The sequence below is a fragment of the Micromonospora sp. C28ISP2-4 genome, assembly GCF_030519385.1.
GTDB lineage: Bacteria > Actinomycetota > Actinomycetes > Mycobacteriales > Micromonosporaceae > Micromonospora > Micromonospora tulbaghiae.
On record NZ_JAUMKG010000001.1, the window covers coordinates 1,239,589 to 1,256,792 of the forward strand.

19 protein-coding genes are annotated in these 17,204 nt (G+C 71.2%); 4 read left to right on the forward strand and 15 right to left on the reverse strand.

Going from position 1 to position 17,204, the window contains the following annotated elements; all coding sequences use genetic code 11:
* Together Q3W68_RS05960 and Q3W68_RS05965 are read right to left on the reverse strand one after the other, a co-directional pair.
* Positions 1 to 237, reverse strand: coding sequence for a hypothetical protein (locus Q3W68_RS05960; protein WP_091414684.1), 237 nt, complete (start codon positions 235 to 237; stop codon positions 1 to 3).
* 135 nt (positions 238 to 372) lie between these two features.
* Positions 373 to 1,248 carry a L,D-transpeptidase family protein gene (locus tag Q3W68_RS05965; RefSeq protein WP_302904468.1) on the reverse strand — a complete coding sequence of 292 codons (876 nt, stop codon included), beginning with the start codon at positions 1,246 to 1,248 and terminating at the stop codon, positions 373 to 375.
* Positions 1,249 to 1,442: 194 nt separating this feature from the next.
* Between Q3W68_RS05965 and Q3W68_RS05970 the strand changes: the two genes are divergently transcribed.
* Positions 1,443 to 3,122, forward strand: coding sequence for a DNA repair helicase XPB (locus tag Q3W68_RS05970; RefSeq protein WP_302904469.1), 1,680 nt, complete (start codon positions 1,443 to 1,445; stop codon positions 3,120 to 3,122).
* Between the two features lie 27 nt (positions 3,123 to 3,149).
* Here the strand turns inward: Q3W68_RS05970 and Q3W68_RS05975 are convergent, their stop codons facing one another.
* The 12 genes from Q3W68_RS05975 to ligD (Q3W68_RS06030) form a co-directional block, all read right to left on the reverse strand.
* Positions 3,150 to 4,415: a glycosyltransferase gene (locus tag Q3W68_RS05975; protein ID WP_302904471.1), complete on the reverse strand. Its 1,266-nt coding sequence runs from the start codon at positions 4,413 to 4,415 to the stop codon at positions 3,150 to 3,152.
* A gap of 4 nt (positions 4,416 to 4,419) precedes the next feature.
* Complete coding sequence (locus Q3W68_RS05980; RefSeq protein WP_302904472.1) at positions 4,420 to 4,995, reverse strand: tetratricopeptide repeat protein; 576 nt, start codon at positions 4,993 to 4,995, stop codon at positions 4,420 to 4,422.
* Between the two features lie 59 nt (positions 4,996 to 5,054).
* Positions 5,055 to 5,354: a hypothetical protein gene (locus Q3W68_RS05985; RefSeq protein ID WP_302904473.1), complete on the reverse strand. Its 300-nt coding sequence runs from the start codon at positions 5,352 to 5,354 to the stop codon at positions 5,055 to 5,057.
* 493 nt (positions 5,355 to 5,847) lie between these two features.
* Positions 5,848 to 6,822 carry a hypothetical protein gene (locus Q3W68_RS05990; protein WP_302904474.1) on the reverse strand — a complete coding sequence of 325 codons (975 nt, stop codon included), beginning with the start codon at positions 6,820 to 6,822 and terminating at the stop codon, positions 5,848 to 5,850.
* Positions 6,823 to 7,776: 954 nt separating this feature from the next.
* Positions 7,777 to 8,724 carry a zinc metalloprotease gene (locus tag Q3W68_RS05995; protein WP_302904475.1) on the reverse strand — a complete coding sequence of 316 codons (948 nt, stop codon included), beginning with the start codon at positions 8,722 to 8,724 and terminating at the stop codon, positions 7,777 to 7,779.
* Between the two features lie 143 nt (positions 8,725 to 8,867).
* Positions 8,868 to 9,212: a type II toxin-antitoxin system HicB family antitoxin gene (locus Q3W68_RS06000; protein ID WP_302904476.1), complete on the reverse strand. Its 345-nt coding sequence runs from the start codon at positions 9,210 to 9,212 to the stop codon at positions 8,868 to 8,870.
* Entirely contained in the window at positions 9,209 to 9,424 is a 216-nt protein-coding gene (locus Q3W68_RS06005; RefSeq protein WP_302904477.1) for a toxin HicA, read from the reverse strand. The genes Q3W68_RS06000 and Q3W68_RS06005 overlap by 4 nt, the downstream gene beginning before the upstream one ends.
* 96 nt (positions 9,425 to 9,520) lie before the next feature.
* Positions 9,521 to 9,820: a hypothetical protein gene (locus Q3W68_RS06010; protein WP_302904478.1), complete on the reverse strand. Its 300-nt coding sequence runs from the start codon at positions 9,818 to 9,820 to the stop codon at positions 9,521 to 9,523.
* Positions 9,813 to 10,670 (reverse strand): GNAT family N-acetyltransferase, encoded by an 858-nt coding sequence (locus Q3W68_RS06015; protein WP_302904479.1) that lies wholly within the window; start codon positions 10,668 to 10,670, stop codon positions 9,813 to 9,815. The genes Q3W68_RS06010 and Q3W68_RS06015 overlap by 8 nt, the downstream gene beginning before the upstream one ends.
* 522 nt (positions 10,671 to 11,192) lie before the next feature.
* Positions 11,193 to 11,909, reverse strand: coding sequence for a TIGR03089 family protein (locus tag Q3W68_RS06020; protein WP_302904480.1), 717 nt, complete (start codon positions 11,907 to 11,909; stop codon positions 11,193 to 11,195).
* A gap of 75 nt (positions 11,910 to 11,984) precedes the next feature.
* Positions 11,985 to 12,899: a non-homologous end-joining DNA ligase gene (ligD, locus tag Q3W68_RS06025; RefSeq protein WP_302904481.1), complete on the reverse strand. Its 915-nt coding sequence runs from the start codon at positions 12,897 to 12,899 to the stop codon at positions 11,985 to 11,987.
* Entirely contained in the window at positions 12,889 to 13,827 is a 939-nt protein-coding gene (gene ligD / locus Q3W68_RS06030; protein WP_302904966.1) for a non-homologous end-joining DNA ligase, read from the reverse strand. The genes ligD (Q3W68_RS06025) and ligD (Q3W68_RS06030) overlap by 11 nt, the downstream gene beginning before the upstream one ends.
* Before the next feature lie 87 nt (positions 13,828 to 13,914).
* On the opposite strand from ligD (Q3W68_RS06030), the gene Q3W68_RS06035 reads away from it, so the two are divergent.
* Positions 13,915 to 14,934 carry a Ku protein gene (locus Q3W68_RS06035; protein ID WP_302904482.1) on the forward strand — a complete coding sequence of 340 codons (1,020 nt, stop codon included), beginning with the start codon at positions 13,915 to 13,917 and terminating at the stop codon, positions 14,932 to 14,934.
* Positions 14,935 to 14,982: 48 nt separating this feature from the next.
* Here Q3W68_RS06035 and Q3W68_RS06040 read toward each other — a convergent pair whose 3' ends face one another.
* Positions 14,983 to 15,375 carry a PPOX class F420-dependent oxidoreductase gene (locus Q3W68_RS06040; RefSeq protein ID WP_302904483.1) on the reverse strand — a complete coding sequence of 131 codons (393 nt, stop codon included), beginning with the start codon at positions 15,373 to 15,375 and terminating at the stop codon, positions 14,983 to 14,985.
* A gap of 64 nt (positions 15,376 to 15,439) precedes the next feature.
* Between Q3W68_RS06040 and Q3W68_RS06045 the strand changes: the two genes are divergently transcribed.
* On the forward strand, positions 15,440 to 16,192 hold the full coding sequence (locus Q3W68_RS06045) for an FKBP-type peptidyl-prolyl cis-trans isomerase (protein WP_302904484.1): 753 nt from the start codon (positions 15,440 to 15,442) through the stop codon (positions 16,190 to 16,192).
* Positions 16,193 to 16,331: 139 nt separating this feature from the next.
* Positions 16,332 to 17,180, forward strand: coding sequence for a hypothetical protein (locus Q3W68_RS06050; RefSeq protein WP_302904967.1), 849 nt, complete (start codon positions 16,332 to 16,334; stop codon positions 17,178 to 17,180).
* Positions 17,181 to 17,204 lie beyond the last annotated feature (24 nt).

A 17,204-nucleotide genomic window follows, 5' to 3' on the forward strand; every position in this document is an offset into this window, starting at 1 on the left:
CTACTCCCCGTTGCGGCGCAGCGTGCCGATCACCGACACGGCCAGCAGCAACGCGAACGCGGCACCGGCCGACTCGCCCACCGAGTCGACGAAGCCCTGCTGCTGCACCAGCAGCCCGAACAGGAACCAGCCGAACACCCCCGCGGCGGCGGCCGCGTAGGCGAGCAGGACCGCCGTGGGCACCTCCTGCTGCCGCGTCCGCTCGTCCTCGGGAAGCACGTCCTGGTCAACGGTCATGACAGTCCCTCCCCGTCCCGGCATGGACCCGGCTTCCAGGGTTGCACCAACCGGAGCACGCGGACAGGGGATAAAACCCTGATCCGGGCGGTCCGGTCACGGGTAGGGGCGGGCTCGGCTGCCGTGCCGGCCGGTTCAGGTGCCGGGGCGGCGGCCGATCACGACCACGCGGGTGCCGACCGAGCCCAGCTCCCACAGGCGCACCGCGTCACGGTGCAGCAGGTTGACGCAGCCGTGCGAACCGATCGCGCCGTTGTGCAGGTAGGTGGTGGTCTCGTGGAAGCCGATCCCGCCGTTGAACTGCTGCCAGTACGGCAGCCACACCTCGTACGGGTTGGACCACTCGCGCGGGTTCTTCCGGCCCACCGAGTACGTGCCGGCCGGGGTGGCGTAGCCGGACATGCCGGTACGGGTGACCGTCGGGCCCATCACCACCTTGCCGCCGCGCATCGCCCAGACCGTCTGCCGGGTCAGGTCGACGCAGAAGGTGAGCCGGGAACCGGCCTTGCAGCGCGCGGTGTCGGTGGCGGCGAGCCGCTTCGCCACGTCGTACGTGGTGGGGCCGGCGCGACCGGAGGACGGGCTGATCCCGTACCGGATCTGGAACTTCTTGATCGCGGCGCAGTCGGCGGCGGACTGCTCGCCGTCCACGGTCAGCGTCCCGAAGCCGCCCAGCCGGGTCAGGTAGGTCTCCACGGCCCGCTGGTGCTCCCCCTGCGGGCAACCGGCGGACGCGCTCGGCTTCGGCTTGGGCTTCGTCGTCCTGGTCGCCTCGGGCGACCGGGAGGGTTTCGGCGAGGCCGTCCGGCTCGGCTGCGCCGACGGGGACGTGACCGGCTGTTCCGGCGTGGGCGACGCGCTCGCCCCCGATGCTCCCTCCGTCAGCCCGACCGGGCCGGGGGTGCTCCCCCCGGCGCCTTCCGCCTGCGGATCGAGCGCACAGGCGCCGACACCGACCAGCACGACCAACGCCAGGGCGGTGGCCCGGGCGAGAAACCGGACACGCTGCATGGGCCCTCCCTGGACAGTCGTCCCGCTAGCTAGACGTGTGGGACGAGTATGACGTTGCCTGTCCAGCGAGACTTTTTTGCGGCACCCTCCGGCGTGCAACACTGGATGGTCGGCCCGCGGCAGATCAGCCGAGGTGGCGACGGGTGCCGGGCCGCGAGGCTCCGGGGTTCCGGGCGATGCGAGAGGACGCTGGCGTGAGCGGTGGACCACTGATCGTGCAGTCGGACAAGACGCTGCTGCTGGAGGTGGATCACCCCGACGCGCAGGCGTGCCGGATGGCGATCGCGCCGTTCGCCGAGTTGGAACGCTCCCCCGAGCACGTGCACACCTACCGGCTCACGCCGCTGGGCCTGTGGAACGCCCGGGCCGCCGGCCACGACGCCGAGGGCGTGGTCGACTCATTGATCAAGTACTCGCGCTACCCGGTGCCGCACGGGCTGCTCGTCGACGTGGCCGAGACGATGGACCGGTACGGCCGCCTCCAGCTCGCCAACGACCCGGTGCACGGCCTGGTGCTGCGCGCCCTGGACCGGGTGGTGCTGATCGAGGTCGCAAAGAGCAAGAAGCTCGCCGGCATGCTCGGCGCGAAGCTCGACGACGACACCATCGCCGTGCACCCGTCCGAGCGGGGGCGACTCAAGCAGGCGCTGCTCAAGCTGGGCTGGCCGGCCGAGGACCTGGCCGGGTACGTGGACGGCGAGGCGCACCCGATCGAGCTGGCCGAGTCCGGCAAGGACGGCGGAAAGCCGTGGACGCTGCGGTCGTACCAGCGGGAAGCCGTCGAGGCGTTCTGGGCCGGCGGGTCCGGCGTGGTAGTGCTGCCCTGCGGCGCCGGCAAGACGCTCGTCGGCGCGGCGGCCATGGCCGAGGCGAAGGCGACCACGCTGATCCTGGTCACCAACACGGTGGCGGGACGGCAGTGGAAGCGGGAGCTGATCGCCCGCACGTCGCTGACCGAGGAGGAGATCGGCGAGTACTCGGGCGAGCGCAAGGAGATCCGCCCGGTCACCATCGCCACGTACCAGGTGCTCACCGCGCGGCGCGGCGGCGCGTTCACCCACCTGGACCTGTTCGGCGCCCGCGACTGGGGCCTGGTCGTCTACGACGAGGTGCACCTGCTGCCCGCGCCGATCTTCCGCTTCACGGCGGACCTCCAGGCCCGCCGCCGGCTCGGCCTCACCGCGACTCTGGTACGCGAGGACGGCCGCGAGGGCGACGTGTTCAGCCTGATCGGCCCGAAGCGGTACGACGCGCCGTGGAAGGACATCGAGCAGCAGGGCTGGATCGCCCCGGCGGAGTGCACCGAGGTACGGGTCACGCTGACCGACGCCGAGCGGCTGGCGTACGCGACGGCGGAGGCCGAGGAGCGCTACCGGATGGCGGCCACCGCCCGCACGAAGCTGCCCGTGGTGCGGGCTCTGGTGGACCGGCACCCGTCCGAGCAGGTCCTCGTCATCGGCGGGTTCCTCGACCAGCTGCACCAGCTCGGCGAATACCTGGACGCGCCGATCGTGCAGGGCTCCACCACGAACAAGGAACGCGAGCGGCTGTTCGACGCGTTCCGCTCCGGCGAGATCCGCACCCTGGTCATCTCCAAGGTGGGCAACTTCTCCATCGACCTGCCGGAGGCGGCGGTGGCGATCCAGGTCTCCGGCACGTTCGGCTCGCGGCAGGAGGAGGCGCAGCGGCTGGGCCGGGTGCTGCGCCCGAAGGCCGACGGTCGGCAGGCGCACTTCTACACGGTGGTCTCCCGGGACACCATCGACACCGAGTACGCCGCGCACCGGCAGCGGTTCCTGGCCGAGCAGGGGTACGCGTACACGATCGTCGACGCCGACGACGTCCTCGGCCCGAAGCTGCCGACAGTCGACTGAGACCGCGCCGCTCGGGTCCTGGTCGACTCAGATCGTCAGCAGACCTCCGTTGCGGGTCTCGTCCTTCACCGCGATCAGGTTCGCGACGACGTACGGGATGTTGTTCGCCTGGTGGAACTCGCTCGGGAAGTACGTGCCCAGGCGAGACACCTGGAATCGGCAGCGGATCTCCGGCACGAAGCGTGCGTACTGGTCGTTTGTGAAATACCAGAACGAGTTCTCGTTGTAGAACGCCACGTGCGTCGGGTCCTGGTACGCACCCCGTCCGTCCGTACTGGGCGTCAGGGACAGCAGCAACCCGTTCGGGGCGAGGACCCGGTACAACTCGTTGAAGAGTCCGATCTTGTCCGGGATGTGCTCCAGGAAGTCGACCGCCCGGATCACCCCGACGCTGTCGTCCGGCAGGTCGATCCCCTTGGTGACGTCACAGACGATGTCCACGCCGTCCCCGGCGCGGCGATCCAGCCCGAGGAACCCCTCCGGCTTGTTGTGTGCCGCTCCCATGTCCACGGCCAGCAGGTCCCGCCGTTTCGCCCAGGCCAACGCGTTGAACTGGATGTTGCGATCGTAGATCTCCACGGACCGCCGCTGGATCCGCGCGTTGACCTCCGGGTCGCGCTGGGTGTTCCGGGTGTGCATCCGTTGCAGGTAAAGGCACTTGGGGATCTGGTGGAACTCGGCCGCCTGGTACAGCCGGCACATCAGGTCGAGGTCGTCGGCCACGTCGAGTTCCTCGTTGTAGCCGCCCACCTTCTCGTACAGATCCCGTCGGAACGCCCGGACGTGGTTCGGGGCGTACCAGATGTAGCTGACGTTGTGCGGCGTCGGCTCCAGCGAGTAGCAGGCCGACACCTCACGCCCGTCGACCCGCTCGTCGCGGTAGCGCCACCCGTGCGCCGCAGCGAACCGCGAGTCGTCCCGGCCGCCGTCCTCTCTGATCTGGGCCGTGTCGCTGTAGACGAAGCCCACCCCGGGGTTCGCGTCGAAGGCGGCCACGACCTCCGCCAGGCAGTCGCTGCTGAGCAGGTCGTCGTCGTCGAGTTCGACGAGGATGTCCCCGTACGCCTCGGCGCAGGCCTGTCGCTTCACCGCACCGACACCGGACAGCCCGTCCCGCACCAGGAGGCGGATCCGTGGATCGTTCGCCTCGGGACGCCACCGGGTGCCCTGGTTGAGAACGACCACCCATTCCCAGTCCGCGTACGTCTGCGCCAGCAGGGACTGCAGGCAATCGTCCAGGAAGCGGGTTCGGTTGCTACCCGTGAAGACCGTGACGTGTGGCGCCTTCACCACGCGATCACCTCTTTGTCTTCTGCGGGCGGAACTCCTCGGGGACCGCCGGCGCCAGCTTCGGATCCGCATCGATCGCCGACGCGAACGCCTCCCGGGCGCCCGTCCGATCGTGCTGCCTGACGAGCATCAACCCCAGCCGGAGGTACGCCGTGGAAGCACCCTCATCCGCATCGACGATCTTGCGATACAGCGCGACCGCCTCGTCCGGCTTCGCCTCCTCCAGCAGGATCGCCTTGTTGTAGAGGGCGGGCCGGTAGGAGCCGTCGATCTGCAGCGCCTTGTCGTAGGCCGCCACCGCTTCGTCGGCTGCGTCACGCGACTGGGCGAGGTAGCCGAGGTTGAACCAGGCGAACTTGTTGTCCCCCTGAAGCGCGACCACCTTCTCGAAGGTTGCCTTCGCCTCGTCGGACTTGCCGGCCTGACCCTGCTCGATACCTTCCTGGAGCAGGGCCTTCGGGTCCCCCTGGGCGGCCCCTGGAGCGACGGTCCCGCCGGATCCCTTCGTTGCGGGTGTCTTGTCGTCACTGCACGCACCCACCCCGGCCAGTAGCACGGAGCCGCAGGCAAGTGTGCCGAACACCTGTCGCATTCTCACTGTCTTCCTCTTCCTGTCGATCATTCTGGGCGTGCTTGCCCCGATCACGATGTGGCGGGCGCGCAGACGACGTAGACGAGGCCGGGTTCTGGCGCCAGGAACTGGGCCTGCCATCCGACCGGCGTATCTCCGACTACGAGCGGGGCATCCACGTTCACGGCCCCGTTGGTGATGTAGCCGCCGCCCGTCGCCACTTCGCCGGTGGGGCAGCTGACGGTTTGGAAGCCGGTGGCAGGCTCATCAGAAGACACGACATGAACGCCCGACAGGGCACCCTGGGCGCCCTGTGCACCCTGTGCACCCTGTGCACCCTGCGGGCCGCTCGGGCCCTGCGCGCCGGTCACACCCTGTGGCCCTTGCTCACCCTGAAAACCTTGGGGACCCTGCGCACCCTGCGGACCCTGCGGACCCTGTGCGCCGGTCACACCCTGCGGACCCTGCTCACCCTGAAAGCCCTGCGGACCCTGCGCGCCGGCCACACCCTGTGGACCCTGCGAACCAGGCGAGCCGGTCACACCTTGTGGGCCCTGGTCACCCTGAAAGCCCTGCGGACCCTGCGCACCCTGCGCGCCGGTCACACCCTGTGGGCCTTGCTCACCCTGGAAACCCTGCGGACCCTGCGCGCCAGTCGCGCCCTGCGGACCCTGCGCGCCAGTCGCGCCCTGCGGACCGGGCGCGCCGGTCACACCCTGCGGGCCTTGCTCACCCTGGAAACCCTGCGGGCCCTGCGGACCGGACGAGCCTTGCGGACCGGCGCGCCCGTCACACCCTGCGCACCCTGCGGCCCCTGCTCGCCCTGCGGACCGGGCGCGTTGGTCACACCCCTGCGGGCCTTGCTCACCCTGGAAACCCTTGTGGGCCCTGGTCACCCTGAAAGCCCTGCGGACCCTGCGCACCCTGCGGCCCCTGCTCGCCCTGCGGACCGGGCGCGCCGGTCACACCCTGCGGGCCTTGCTCACCCTGGAAACCCTGCGGGCCCTGCGGACCGGACGAGCCTTGCGGACCCTGCGCGCCCGTCACACCCTGCGGGCCCTGCGCACCCGGCGAGCCCTGCGCACCCGGCGAGCCCTGCGCACCGGGCGAGCCGGCCACGCCCTGCGGCCCCTGCTCGCCCTGCGGACCAGGCGCGCCGGTCGCACCCTGTGGACCCTGCTCACCCTGAAAACCCTGCGGACCCGGTGAACCCTGCGGACCCGGCGAGCCGGCCACGCCCTGCGGCCCCTGCTCGCCCTGCGGACCAGGCGCGCCGGTCGCACCCTGTGGACCCTGCTCACCCTGAAAACCCTGCGGACCCGGCGAACCCTGCGGACCCTGCGGGCCCGGTGAACCCTGCGCACCGGGCGAGCCGGCCACACCCTGCGGACCCTGCGCGCCCGTCACACCCTGCGGGCCCTGCTCACCCTGGAAACCCTGCGGGCCGGCAGCACCCTGGAAGCCACGTGGGCCACGCCGCCCGCGTTCGCCCTGGGCGCCCTGCGGACCTTGCGGACCCTGCGGACCCACCTTGCTGCCATCATGGCGGCGCCGACCCGGCTCCTGGTCCTGCCACTGCCAACCCTGCGGATCGGACCATCCGTCGGGGCCGCCGTCCCGCACGAGGGTGGCGCCGGGCTGCCACACCCGCGCCTGTCCGACCGGCCCGGGCGTGCCCTGGTAGCTGCGCTCGGCGCGGGCCTTGTGAACCGCCTCGGCCGCCTGAGCGGGGGTGACGCCGGTGGTCATCCCGGCAATGATCATCACGGAGCTGAAGCCCGACGCGGCCTTGACGTGCCTGAGACTCGCCAGCGGCTTACGTTCCGTTTTTTCCCTCATGTCCCCTCCACCGGAACGGGTCGGCGCATCGCGATCCTTCCCAGGACGCGCAGGAGTCACAATATCGGCGAGTGCACCCAATACCGGGCAAACGTAGTTTTAAGCCCAAATACGTATGAACCGCCCGAGAGGGTTTCTCCACCTGGGCATCGCTTCTGCACGCTGCGTCAGACCCTCGGCAGGGCCGCGGCCCCGTTCTTGGTCGACGAGGATGGCCTGGACGCCCCGCCGGCGTACGAACCGGCGGCTGCCGACCTGCTCACCCCTTGAGCCGCCAGAACCGACAGCCGGTCCGCAGGCGGTATGCCGACCACGGCCGCTCCGGCGCCCGACCACGCGGTGCCGTGAGGTCAGCACGCGGCTGCGCCGGCTACCCGCGCCCGGCCGGGACCGTGCCGGGCTTCCCGGGCGGATCGGCTTGGCGGAACGCGCGGCGACCGTGCGCGCACGACCATCCGATCCGGTACGACCGGCTGACGCTCGGCCGGCGGGAAACGCCGAGGTAGGAGCGGTAGCTCCGAAGGTATGCTCCCGGCCCTGATCGCTCCGCTTCCATACAAGCCGGACCACTACGGACTCGAACTCGGCATCCGGGACCTCGGGCGGTAGGAGCGGATTCTCGACAAGCTGCGCCGCGCGGCCAACGCCGACAGCCCGAGGTTCAGCTTCATCGACGGGCCGGTCACGGCCGACAGGTTTCTCGGCGTGCACACCGCCTGCGGCCGGGCACTCAAGCACGTCTTCCAGCGGCACAGGGCGCTGCGCGGCTACCACCAGCAACCGAGTCCGCCCCTGAGTGCCGGTCGGTGGTGGCGTGACCGGTGCGGGAGCGGGATGCCACCTGCCGTTCGCCGGCTGGCCCGCGCACGGATTGTCGGGCCGACCCGCGCGGGCTCACCGAGACGGGCCGGCGGGTCGCCGTAGAGCGACCCGCCGGCACCGACTTCCAGTGGGCTACCCGGCGCCGCCGGCGCGGAACGCCACCCAGGCGTCGCTCATCCGGTCGGCCTGACCCGGGGTGAACATGTTCATGCAGGAGTCCTGCGTGTAGTCCATGAAGTTGTGGATCGGGTCGAGCCCGGGCGCGGTGCAGGTGTCCGCCCCGATCGGGCAGTTGAACTGCGGTGCCGCCTCACGCGGCGTGTCCGCCACGAAATCGCCGGACGCGGAGCAGCCGTGGGCGAACGTGTGCTCCAGCATCAGCCAGTGCCCGACCTCGTGCGTGAGCGTGTCGCCGAGCGCGTACTTGCCGGCCGTGCCGCCCGGCATCGACTCGTCGAGCATCACCACGCCGTCGATGTAGTCGCGGCCGTTGTTGTAGCCCTTCGGGAAGTACGCCCAGCCGAGCAGCCCGTCCCCGATGTTCGCCGCGTAGACGTTCAGCGTGCGGGAGTCGCCGGTGTAGAGCGCCTTCTTCATGTCCCGCTCGTTCTTGCCCGGCACCACCGTGTACCAGGCACTGTTCACGGTCCAGGTGGTGTCGACGAGCGAGAAGCGGAACGGCGTGTCCGACGCGTCGGCCGCGGTACGACCCGCGAACGAGTCGTTGAGCACCGTCATCTGCGCCGCGATGAGCGTGTTCCAGCGGGCCTTCTCGGCCGCGCTCAGCTCGTGGTCCGAGATCATGTGGAAGATCGTCGGCACTGTGACGCTGCCGTTCGCCAGGCGCGGCGCGTCCTTGATGACGCCGTACGCCTTGGCCTCGTTCGTCGAGTAGAGCGCCGGTTCCTTGGCCGTGGCGCCCTCGCGTACCCGGGCGGCGCTGTGGTCGCCGGCGCCCGGCTCGCACTCGGCGGCGGCGGTCACGGGTGCGGCCGTGGCCGCCACCGGACCTCCGGCGGTCAGGAAGGTGGCGGCGGCAGCGACGAGCACTGCCAGGTGGATCGTCGGTTTCCTGTGCATCGCTGCACCTTTCGAGAGGCATGAAAGGAGTACCGACGCGGGGTTGTCAAAGCTGCGGGTCGATGACGTCGTCGTCCCGCCATAAGAACACGTCACCGGGGATCCGCAACAGTCCCCAGCGGGGGACGCCGCCTTGGGACAGGTCAGGCGGCGCTGAGCTTCCGCAGCACGTACTGGTTGAGGCTCATGCCTTCCTCAGCGGCATGGATCGCCAGCTCGCGGTGCAGGCTCTCGCCGACCCGAAGGTTGAACTTGCCCGAGTAAGTGCGCTCGGACAGCGGCTCGGGGATCTGCTCGCCCTGTTCCGCCATGTCGGCGATCACCTCACGCAGCATCTCTTGGAGCCCTTGCAGCGCCTCGATCTGTGAGGTCGCGAGCCACGACAGGGACGGAAACTCCGCGCAGGTGGCGACGAACTCCTGATCGTCGGCGGACCACGTGACGCGGTAGGTGTAGTGCGAGATCTCAGGACGGAACTCGGATATCACATGGCCTCCTTCTTGTCGATCGCCTTGAGCACCTGCCGCACCTGATACGCCTTGGCTTTGCCCTTGTCGTCCTGGATGTTGACCCGCGGATCGCCGGCCCAGGGCGTCTTGAACACCGCATGGGATGTCCCCGACTGCCTGGGCTTGCCGAAGTAGTGCTCACAGACCCGATAAAGATCGTTATACGCCACGTTCTGCTGGGTCTTCCGCATCGCTTCGACGATCCTGGCAATGGAGGGCACAACACGTGGTACCGCAAGCGGTACCATTAAACCGGTCGGCGCCGACCGGCTCCCCGAAGGCGTCAGTCACCCCTCGGTCGATGTCACTACGTCGGCGATCGCGCGTGCCACGCACTCGTAGTCGCGTACCAGTCGCCCGACCAGCGCGCGGTCCGGCTCGAACGCCGCGACCAGGCCGCGTACCAGATCTTGGACGCGCTGGTCCGGACTGAGCCGCCGTCCCCGGTGCCGGCGCGCGACGCTGCGCCATCGACGCAGGCCGACATCGGCGAGCCGTTCGCGGAGTTCGGGGGCGGGTACCGGGCAGCCGTTCGCCCACAGTTCGGCGAGGGCCCGCAGGACCGCCTCGCGCGTCGGATCAGCCACGCAGGTAGCGGGCGCGGCGGCCGAAGTCGCGGAAGCCGAGCCGCCGGTACAGTCCGGCGGCCGGGTTGTCGTCGTTGACGCAGAGCCACGCCGCGTCCGCGCCCGCGTCGGCGAGGCCGCGCAGCACGCGCGCCACCAGGTACGCGCCGACCCTCCGCCCGCGCCACCCGGGCACCACGCCGACCTGGTCGATCCAGTCGTCGAGCACCGTGACGAAGCCGGCCGCCGCGCCGTCCGGGTCGCGCGCCAGCAGCGTCAGTTCCGGGCGGAAGTCCTCGTCGTCACGCAGGTCACCCAGCCACTCGTCGGCCTCCGGCTCCACGAAGCCGGGCCGGTCGGCGAACGAGGCGCGGTACGTGGCGAACAGCTCCGGGCCCAGCGTGGCCGGCTCCACAGTCACCCCAGCCGGCGCGGCGACCTCGGGCAGCGCGTCGAGGTGGTGGCGCAGCACCCACTCCAGGAACGTCCGCGTGTAGCCGCGTGCCGCGAACAACTCCTCTGCGCCGGGGCTCCACGTCTCCGTGGTGACCAGCAGGCCCGCGTCGCCCGCCTGCTTCTCCGCCCGGTCCAGCAGCGCGCCGCCGAGCCCGCGCCCGCGCCACGCCGGGTGCACCAGGCCGGTAGCGGTGGCCGGCGTCCGTCCGGTGCCGACCCCGACGGCCGCGACCAGGCCGTCGTCCGACCAGGCGCCGTGGGTACGCGTCTGCAGCAGCCGCGCCCGCGCCAACGGGGTACGCCCGAACAGCGGCAACCCGCCGTCGGCGGCGAGGCACGCCTGCGCCAGCCCGGTCAACGCGGCCAGGTCGTCCTCGCCGAACTCCCGCCAGACCAGCCCGTCGATCCCGCTCACGCCCACTCCCGCCACCACCGAGCCCGACCCCACGGTCCAGCTCCCCGAGGCAGTAGGCCCCACCCCTTTCCCCGCGGTCAACCACATTCCCCACCTTGCCGCCCCGCCCAGCCCTCGTCGATCTTGGAGTTAGGGCGCCTCAGATGCCCGCTCAGCGGCTTGAGGGAGGTGCCACAACTCCAAGATCGACGAGGTGCGGGGGCAGCCCGGACGAGAGCCCCGCGAGGCCCAGCCTCGCCGCTCCAAAGAGGTTCACCTCGCGAGACGGTCGTTTCATCCCATGAGACCCGTGGAGATCCTGGAAGGAAAGTGCCCCCATGAGGGCCGCTTGGCTCCAAGATCTCCTGCGATCGGCGGGACATGCAGCCGACGACGGCCAGGCGAACGGGTACGGGGCTACCCCAGGGGCACGCCTGAACGCCGCAACTCGCCCCACACCCCGCCCCCCATCCCGTTGATCTTGCAGTTGCCGCCCCGACAAGAGCCGCAAATCCGGCACCCGCGAGGGCCGCAACTGCAAGATCAGCGAGACGGCGAGGGGGTGGGGGTGGGGTTGGCGTGGATCAGGACTGTGGCTCCGGCGGACAAGGGGGCCAGCAGCCACTTCAGGGGCTGCTCGTCCTCGGCCGGGTCGATCACCAGGCGATCGCCGGGGTGCAGGTCGAGCTGGGTGGCGATCTCGGCGGCCAGGCGGCGCCACGCACCGAAGCTGGTGCCGTCCGGCGTGGCCGGGCCGGACGGGTCGACGGCTGTGTAGTCCGGCGGGTCGGCGGGGTGCCGCAGCACCTCGGCCGACCAGTCCAGCCAGCCCGGCGGCCCCTCGTCGAGCGAGCCCGGCCCGGTCCCCACCAGGTAGCGGTGCGTCCCCTCGGGTACGTCCTCCAGCCAGTCGTCGAGGCGTTCCGGGGTCACGAAGACCGCGTCGTACGGCCGGTCCGCTCCGGGTTCCAGCACCGGCAGCCCGGCCAGCGCGCGAGGCCGGAACGAGACCGTCAACCCGACCGACCAGGCCCCGAGCAGCACCGCGGCGGTACGCCAGTGCGGCGGCAGCAGCACCGCCACCCGGTCGCCGGGGCGCAGTCCGCACCCGTCGCGCAGCAGTCCGGCGCTGCGGGCGGTCCACTCGCCGAGCTGCGCGGCGGTGAGATCGGTGCGTTCCCCGGTCGCGTCGTCGTGGTAGCTGAGCAGCGGGTATCCGACCGCGTCGGGCGTGACGGCGACGGTTGCCTGGTGGGCCATGCGCGGACTCCTGTCTACCGGTCCGCTCACCCTAACCGTCCGGGCCGTCCGCCCGGAGCAGCCGAGCGGCTCCGGTCAGCGCGCGGGCAGTTCGGGACCGCCGTCGAGCAGCGGGGCCAGCAGGTCACCCTGCTTCTCCACCCGCTTGAGCACCTCGGTCGCCGTGTACGGCCGCGTCGACGGCCGCTTCCCCGCCGCCCCGGCTTCCACCTCGTCCCAGGTCAGCGGCGTGGACACCGAGGGCACCGACTGGGCCCGCAACGAGTACGGCGCCACAGTCGTCTTCGCCGCGTTGTTCTGACTCCAGTCGATGAAGACCTTGCCGGGGCGCAGGTTCTTCGCCATCTTCGACACGATCAGCTTCGGGTGTGCCTGCTCCAGCTCCTGCGCGATCCGTTTGGCGTAGTCGGAGACGATCTCGGCGTCCTGCGTACCGGCGATCGGGCAGCAGAGCTGCATGCCCTTCTTGCCCGACGTCTTCGGGAACGAGGAAATCCCGTCGTCGGCCAGCCGGTCGCGCATCAGCAGCGCCACCTGGCAGCACTGCTTGAGCGCGGCCGGGGCGCCCGGGTCCAGGTCGACGACCATCATGTCCGGGTGCGCGCCGATCTTCCACTGGGGAGTGTGCAGCTCCAGCGCGGCCAGGTTGGCCAGCCACACGAGCGTGGGCAGTCCGTCGCAGACCACGTAGTCGATGGTCTCCCGCCCCTTCGTCGACCCGGGGGCGGGCAGGTTCTCGGTGCGTACCCAACCGGGGGTCGCGGCGGGTGCGTTCTTCTCGAAGAACGAGCCGCCGTCGACGCCGTTGGGGAACCGGATCCGGGTCAGCGCGCGGTCGCGCAGGTGCGGCAGCAGTACGGGGGCGATCCGGGTGTAGTAGTCGATCACCTCGCCCTTGGTGAAGCCGGCCTTCGGGAACAGCACCTTGTCCAGGTTGGACAGCTCCAGCGAGCGCCCCTCGACCTCGACCTTGAACCGGTCAGACGGCATCGTCGACCTCCTCGGGCGGCTTGTCCGGGCGCAGGCGCAGGATGCGCGGGAAGCGCAGCCGGCCGTCCGGCGTGCGCTGGCCGTACTTGACCTCCACCACGATCCGGGGAGTTACCCAGATCGCGCCCCGGGCATCCTCGCGCGGCACCCCGGCGGCGAACGGCGAGTCGGCGGCGCGCAGCGGTTCCAGCTCGCGCAGCAGTTCCCGTTCGATCGCCGCGCCGATCCCGCCGCCGACCCGCCCCCGGTAGATCAGCCGTCCGTCCGGGCCCGGCACGCCGACCAGCAGGCCGCCGACGCGTCGCGCGCCGGGCCGCCAGCCGCCGACCACGAAGTCGGCGGTGACCTCCAGCTTGACCTTCACCCAGTCCGGCGAGCGCACGCCGGGCCGGTAGAGCGAGTCGACCCGCTTGGCCATCACCCCCTCCAGCCCGTGCTCGCCGGCCGCCGCGTAGGTGGCCGGGCCGTCGCCGAAGACCGGCGGCACCGCCCACCGGGCGGCGCCGAGCCCGAGTGACTCCAGCGCCGCCCGCCGCTCGCGCCACGGCCGGGCGGTCAGGTCGACGCCGTCGAGCCGCAACACGTCGAAGATCATGTACGTGACGGGTACTGTCGCCGCCAGCCGCGCCGCCTTGGCCGGGTTGCGGACGTGCATCCGCTCGGCGAGCGCGGTGAACGAGGGCTGCCCGTCGGTGAAGAGGACCACCTCGCCGTCGAGCAGCGCGTCGTCGACCTGCTCGGCCAGGTTGAGCAGTTCCGGGTACGCGGTGGTGATCTCGACGCCGGAGCGGGCGTAGAAGTGCCGGTCGCCGTGGGAGATGTCGGCGAGCGCGCGTACGCCGTCCCACTTGAACTCGTACGACCAGGCGGCGCCGGCCGGGAGCTGCCCGGTCGTCGCGAGCATCGGCTTCAACGGCGCGCCGGGCACCTCCTGACTGTAGTTGCGCACGGAAGCGCGTGCGTCCCGTTCGATCGTTTGCGATTCTGGTGGTCAACCGGGGAGAGGAGCGCGGCTATGCGGGCGATCTGGAAAGGAGCGGTGTCGTTCGGCCTGGTGTCGATCGGGGTGAAGGTCTACTCGGCCACCGAGGAGAAGGACATCCGTTTCCACCAGGTGCACCGTGAGGACGGCGGCCGGATCCGCTACAAGCGCACCTGCTCGGTCTGCGGCGAGGAGGTCACCTACGACGACATCGCCAAGGGGTACGACATCGGCGGCGGCGAGATGGTGATCCTCACCGACTCCGACTTCGCCGACCTGCCGTTGAGCACGTCGCACGCGATCGACGTGCTGGAGTTCGTACCGGCCGAGCAGGTCGATCCGATCCTCTACAACAAGGCGTACTTCCTGGAGCCGGAGGGCTCGGCGACGAAGCCGTACGTGCTGCTGCGCGACGCGCTGTCCGACTCGGAGCGGGTGGCGATCGTCAAGGTGGCGCTGCGCCAGCGCGAGCAGCTGGCCACGCTGCGGGTCCGCGAGGGCGTGCTGCTGCTCAACACCATGCTGTGGCCGGACGAGATCCGCCGGCCGGACTTCGGCTTCCTGGACGAGGACCTGAAGGTACGCCCGCCGGAGCTGGCGATGGCCAGTTCGCTGATCGACTCGATGGCCGGTGAGTTCGAGCCGGACGCGTTCACCGACGACTACCGGGCGGCGTTGCAGGAGGTCATCGACGCGAAGGTCGAGGGCCGCGAGGTGGTGCAGCCGGAGGAGGAAGAGGCAGCGCCGGCCGCCGCGGTGGACCTGATGGCGGCGCTGAAGGCGTCGGTCGAGCGGGCCCGGGCGGCCCGGGGCGAGGCGCCGTCCGGTGGCGGCGCCGAGCCGACCCCGATCTCGTCGGCACGGTCCGCGAAGAAGGCCGCGAAGAAGGCGCCGGCCAGGAAGGCGGCGGAGAAGAAGGCCGAACCGGCGAAGAAGACCGCGGCCAAGAAGACGCCCGCGAAGAAGGCGGCGGAAAAGAAGGCCGAGCCGGCCAAGAAGACCGCCGCGAAGAAGGCCCCGGCGAAGAAGACGGCAGCGAAGAAGAGCGCCTGACGCGTACGCCATGCGCCCCGCCCTCGGTGGAGGGCGGGGCCGCGCCGCTCAGCCGCGGCCGAGCTTCTCGGTCGGGGTGACGCGGACGATGACGCGCTCCTCGCCGGGGCGGCGCCAGGGGTAGGTGTCCTGGCCCAGGTATTTCTTCGCCAGCCGGTCGATGTGCTCGTCGGCGCCTTCGGTGACGAACTCGACGGTGCCCTTGATCCACAGGGTGCGGTAGTCGTCGGCCTTGTCCGCCACCGACACCGCGACAACCGGGTTGCGGGACATGTTCAGGTACTTCTGCCGGCCCTTGGCCGTGTTGAACACGACGTGCTCGCCGTCGGTGTCCACCCAGACCGGGGTGACGTGCGGGGTGCCGTCGGCCTCGACCGTCGCCACGTGCGCGAGCTGCGGCTCGCCGAGCAGGGCCAGGTCTTCTTCGCTGAGGATCGCCATGGTCGGAAACGTACCCTGCGCGGTGCCCTCGTATCGGGCTTCGTGTCCGGATCGTGGCTGCCGTATGGGCACGCTGGGGCTCCGGGCGGGTACCGTGTGCGCTGGCCTCGGCGGCGGCCCGCCGGGGGCGCACCCACCCACCCTGCAGGGAGTCGACGTGAGCGAGCGTGTGGAGAACCGGTCGGCGGGCCAGGCCCCGGCCACCAAGGCACAGCGGCGGCTGGCCGCCCAGCTGGCCGAGAAGAAGGCAGCCGAGGCACGTCGCCGCCGGCAGTCGATCCTCGGCGCGGCGGTGGGCGTGCTGGCGGTGGTGGCCCTGGTCGGCGGCCTGGTCTGGCTGAACAGCGGGGACGACGACAAGGCGTCCACCGCCGGCTCCTCGGCCAGCCCCACCGCGCCCGCCGAGCCCACCGGGGTGCCCGCTCCGGAGCTGCCCGCCGGCATGGACCCGGCGCTGAAGACCAAGCCGACCGTGCAGGCCGGCACCGGTGAGCTGAAGAAGCTCACGGTCACCACACTGGTGAAGGGCACCGGCCCGGCGGTGAAGGCCGGGCAGAACATCACCACCAACTACGTGGGCGTGTTCTACAAGGACGGCAAGCAGTTCGACGCGTCCTGGGACACCGGCCAGCCGGCCACCTTCCAGATCGGCGTGGGCCAGGTCATCAAGGGCTGGGACCAGGGCCTGGTCGGCGTGCCGGTGGGCAGCCGGGTCCAGCTGGACCTTCCGGCCGACCTGGCGTACGGCAACGACGCCGCCGGCGGTCGTCCGGCCGGGCCGCTGCGCTTCGTCGTCGACGTGCTGGCTGCGCAGTAGATCACTCCGGGCTTCCGCCCGGTCACCCTGCGGCAGTAGGTTCATGGTCACCACGGGCGGCACGTCCGCCCGTGGTGATCTGCCCACCGACGCGGAGGTGCACGTGGCGGCGCTGGACGAGGCCGGGGTGACCCGGCAGATGTGGACGCTCTACGAGCCGGTCCACGCGGTGACCTACTTCCACCCCCGTGCCCGGGCCGCGTTCGAGGCGGTCGGGTTGCGCGGCTACTGGCGCGGCTACTTCGCCGGCCGGGCCGCGCCGCTCGGGCCGGTCGACGCGCCTGCGGTCACGGCCTCCTTCTTCAGTTTCGCGCCAGCCATGGTGGCCCGCGCGCTGCCGTCGGTGTGGCGCCTGGCCACCCCGGAGGAGGCGCTGCGGGCCCGGCTCACCGGGGGCGTGCAGGCGCTCGCCGAGTTCACCTACGAGCTGCCCGAGTCGCACCTGGTCGAGGCCGCCGACCTGCTGGTGGAGGCGGCCGGCCGGGTGGATGTCGCGGGCCGGGTGCTCGGCGCGGTGAACGCCGCGCTGCCCCGGGGCGAGTACCCGCTGGCCCGGCTCTGGCAGGCCGCCACCACGCTGCGCGAGCACCGCGGCGACGGGCACGTGGCCGCACTGGTCACGACCGGGCTGGAACCCGTCGAGGTGGTGGCCTGGCGGTGCCGGGTCGACCAGTCCCGCGAGTTCCACCAGCCGGCCCGGGGCTGGACCGACGAGCAGTGGACCGCCGCCGAGCAGCGCCTGGTGGACAAGGGCTGGCTGACCGCCGACCTGAGCCCCACGCCGTACGCCACGGAGACGTTCCGCGTGGTCGAGGAGGCCACCGACCGGGCCGCGTCGGGCCCGTGGCGCGCGCTGGGCGTGGAACGTACCGCCCGGCTGCGGGAGCTGCTGGAACCGATCGCTACGCGCTGCCGCACGATCATCCCGGCCAAGGCTCCGATCGGCCTTCCGGCGCAGCGTTCGGCGAAGGCGGCACAGCCGCACTGAACAGCGCCCTCCGTGGGGCAGGAT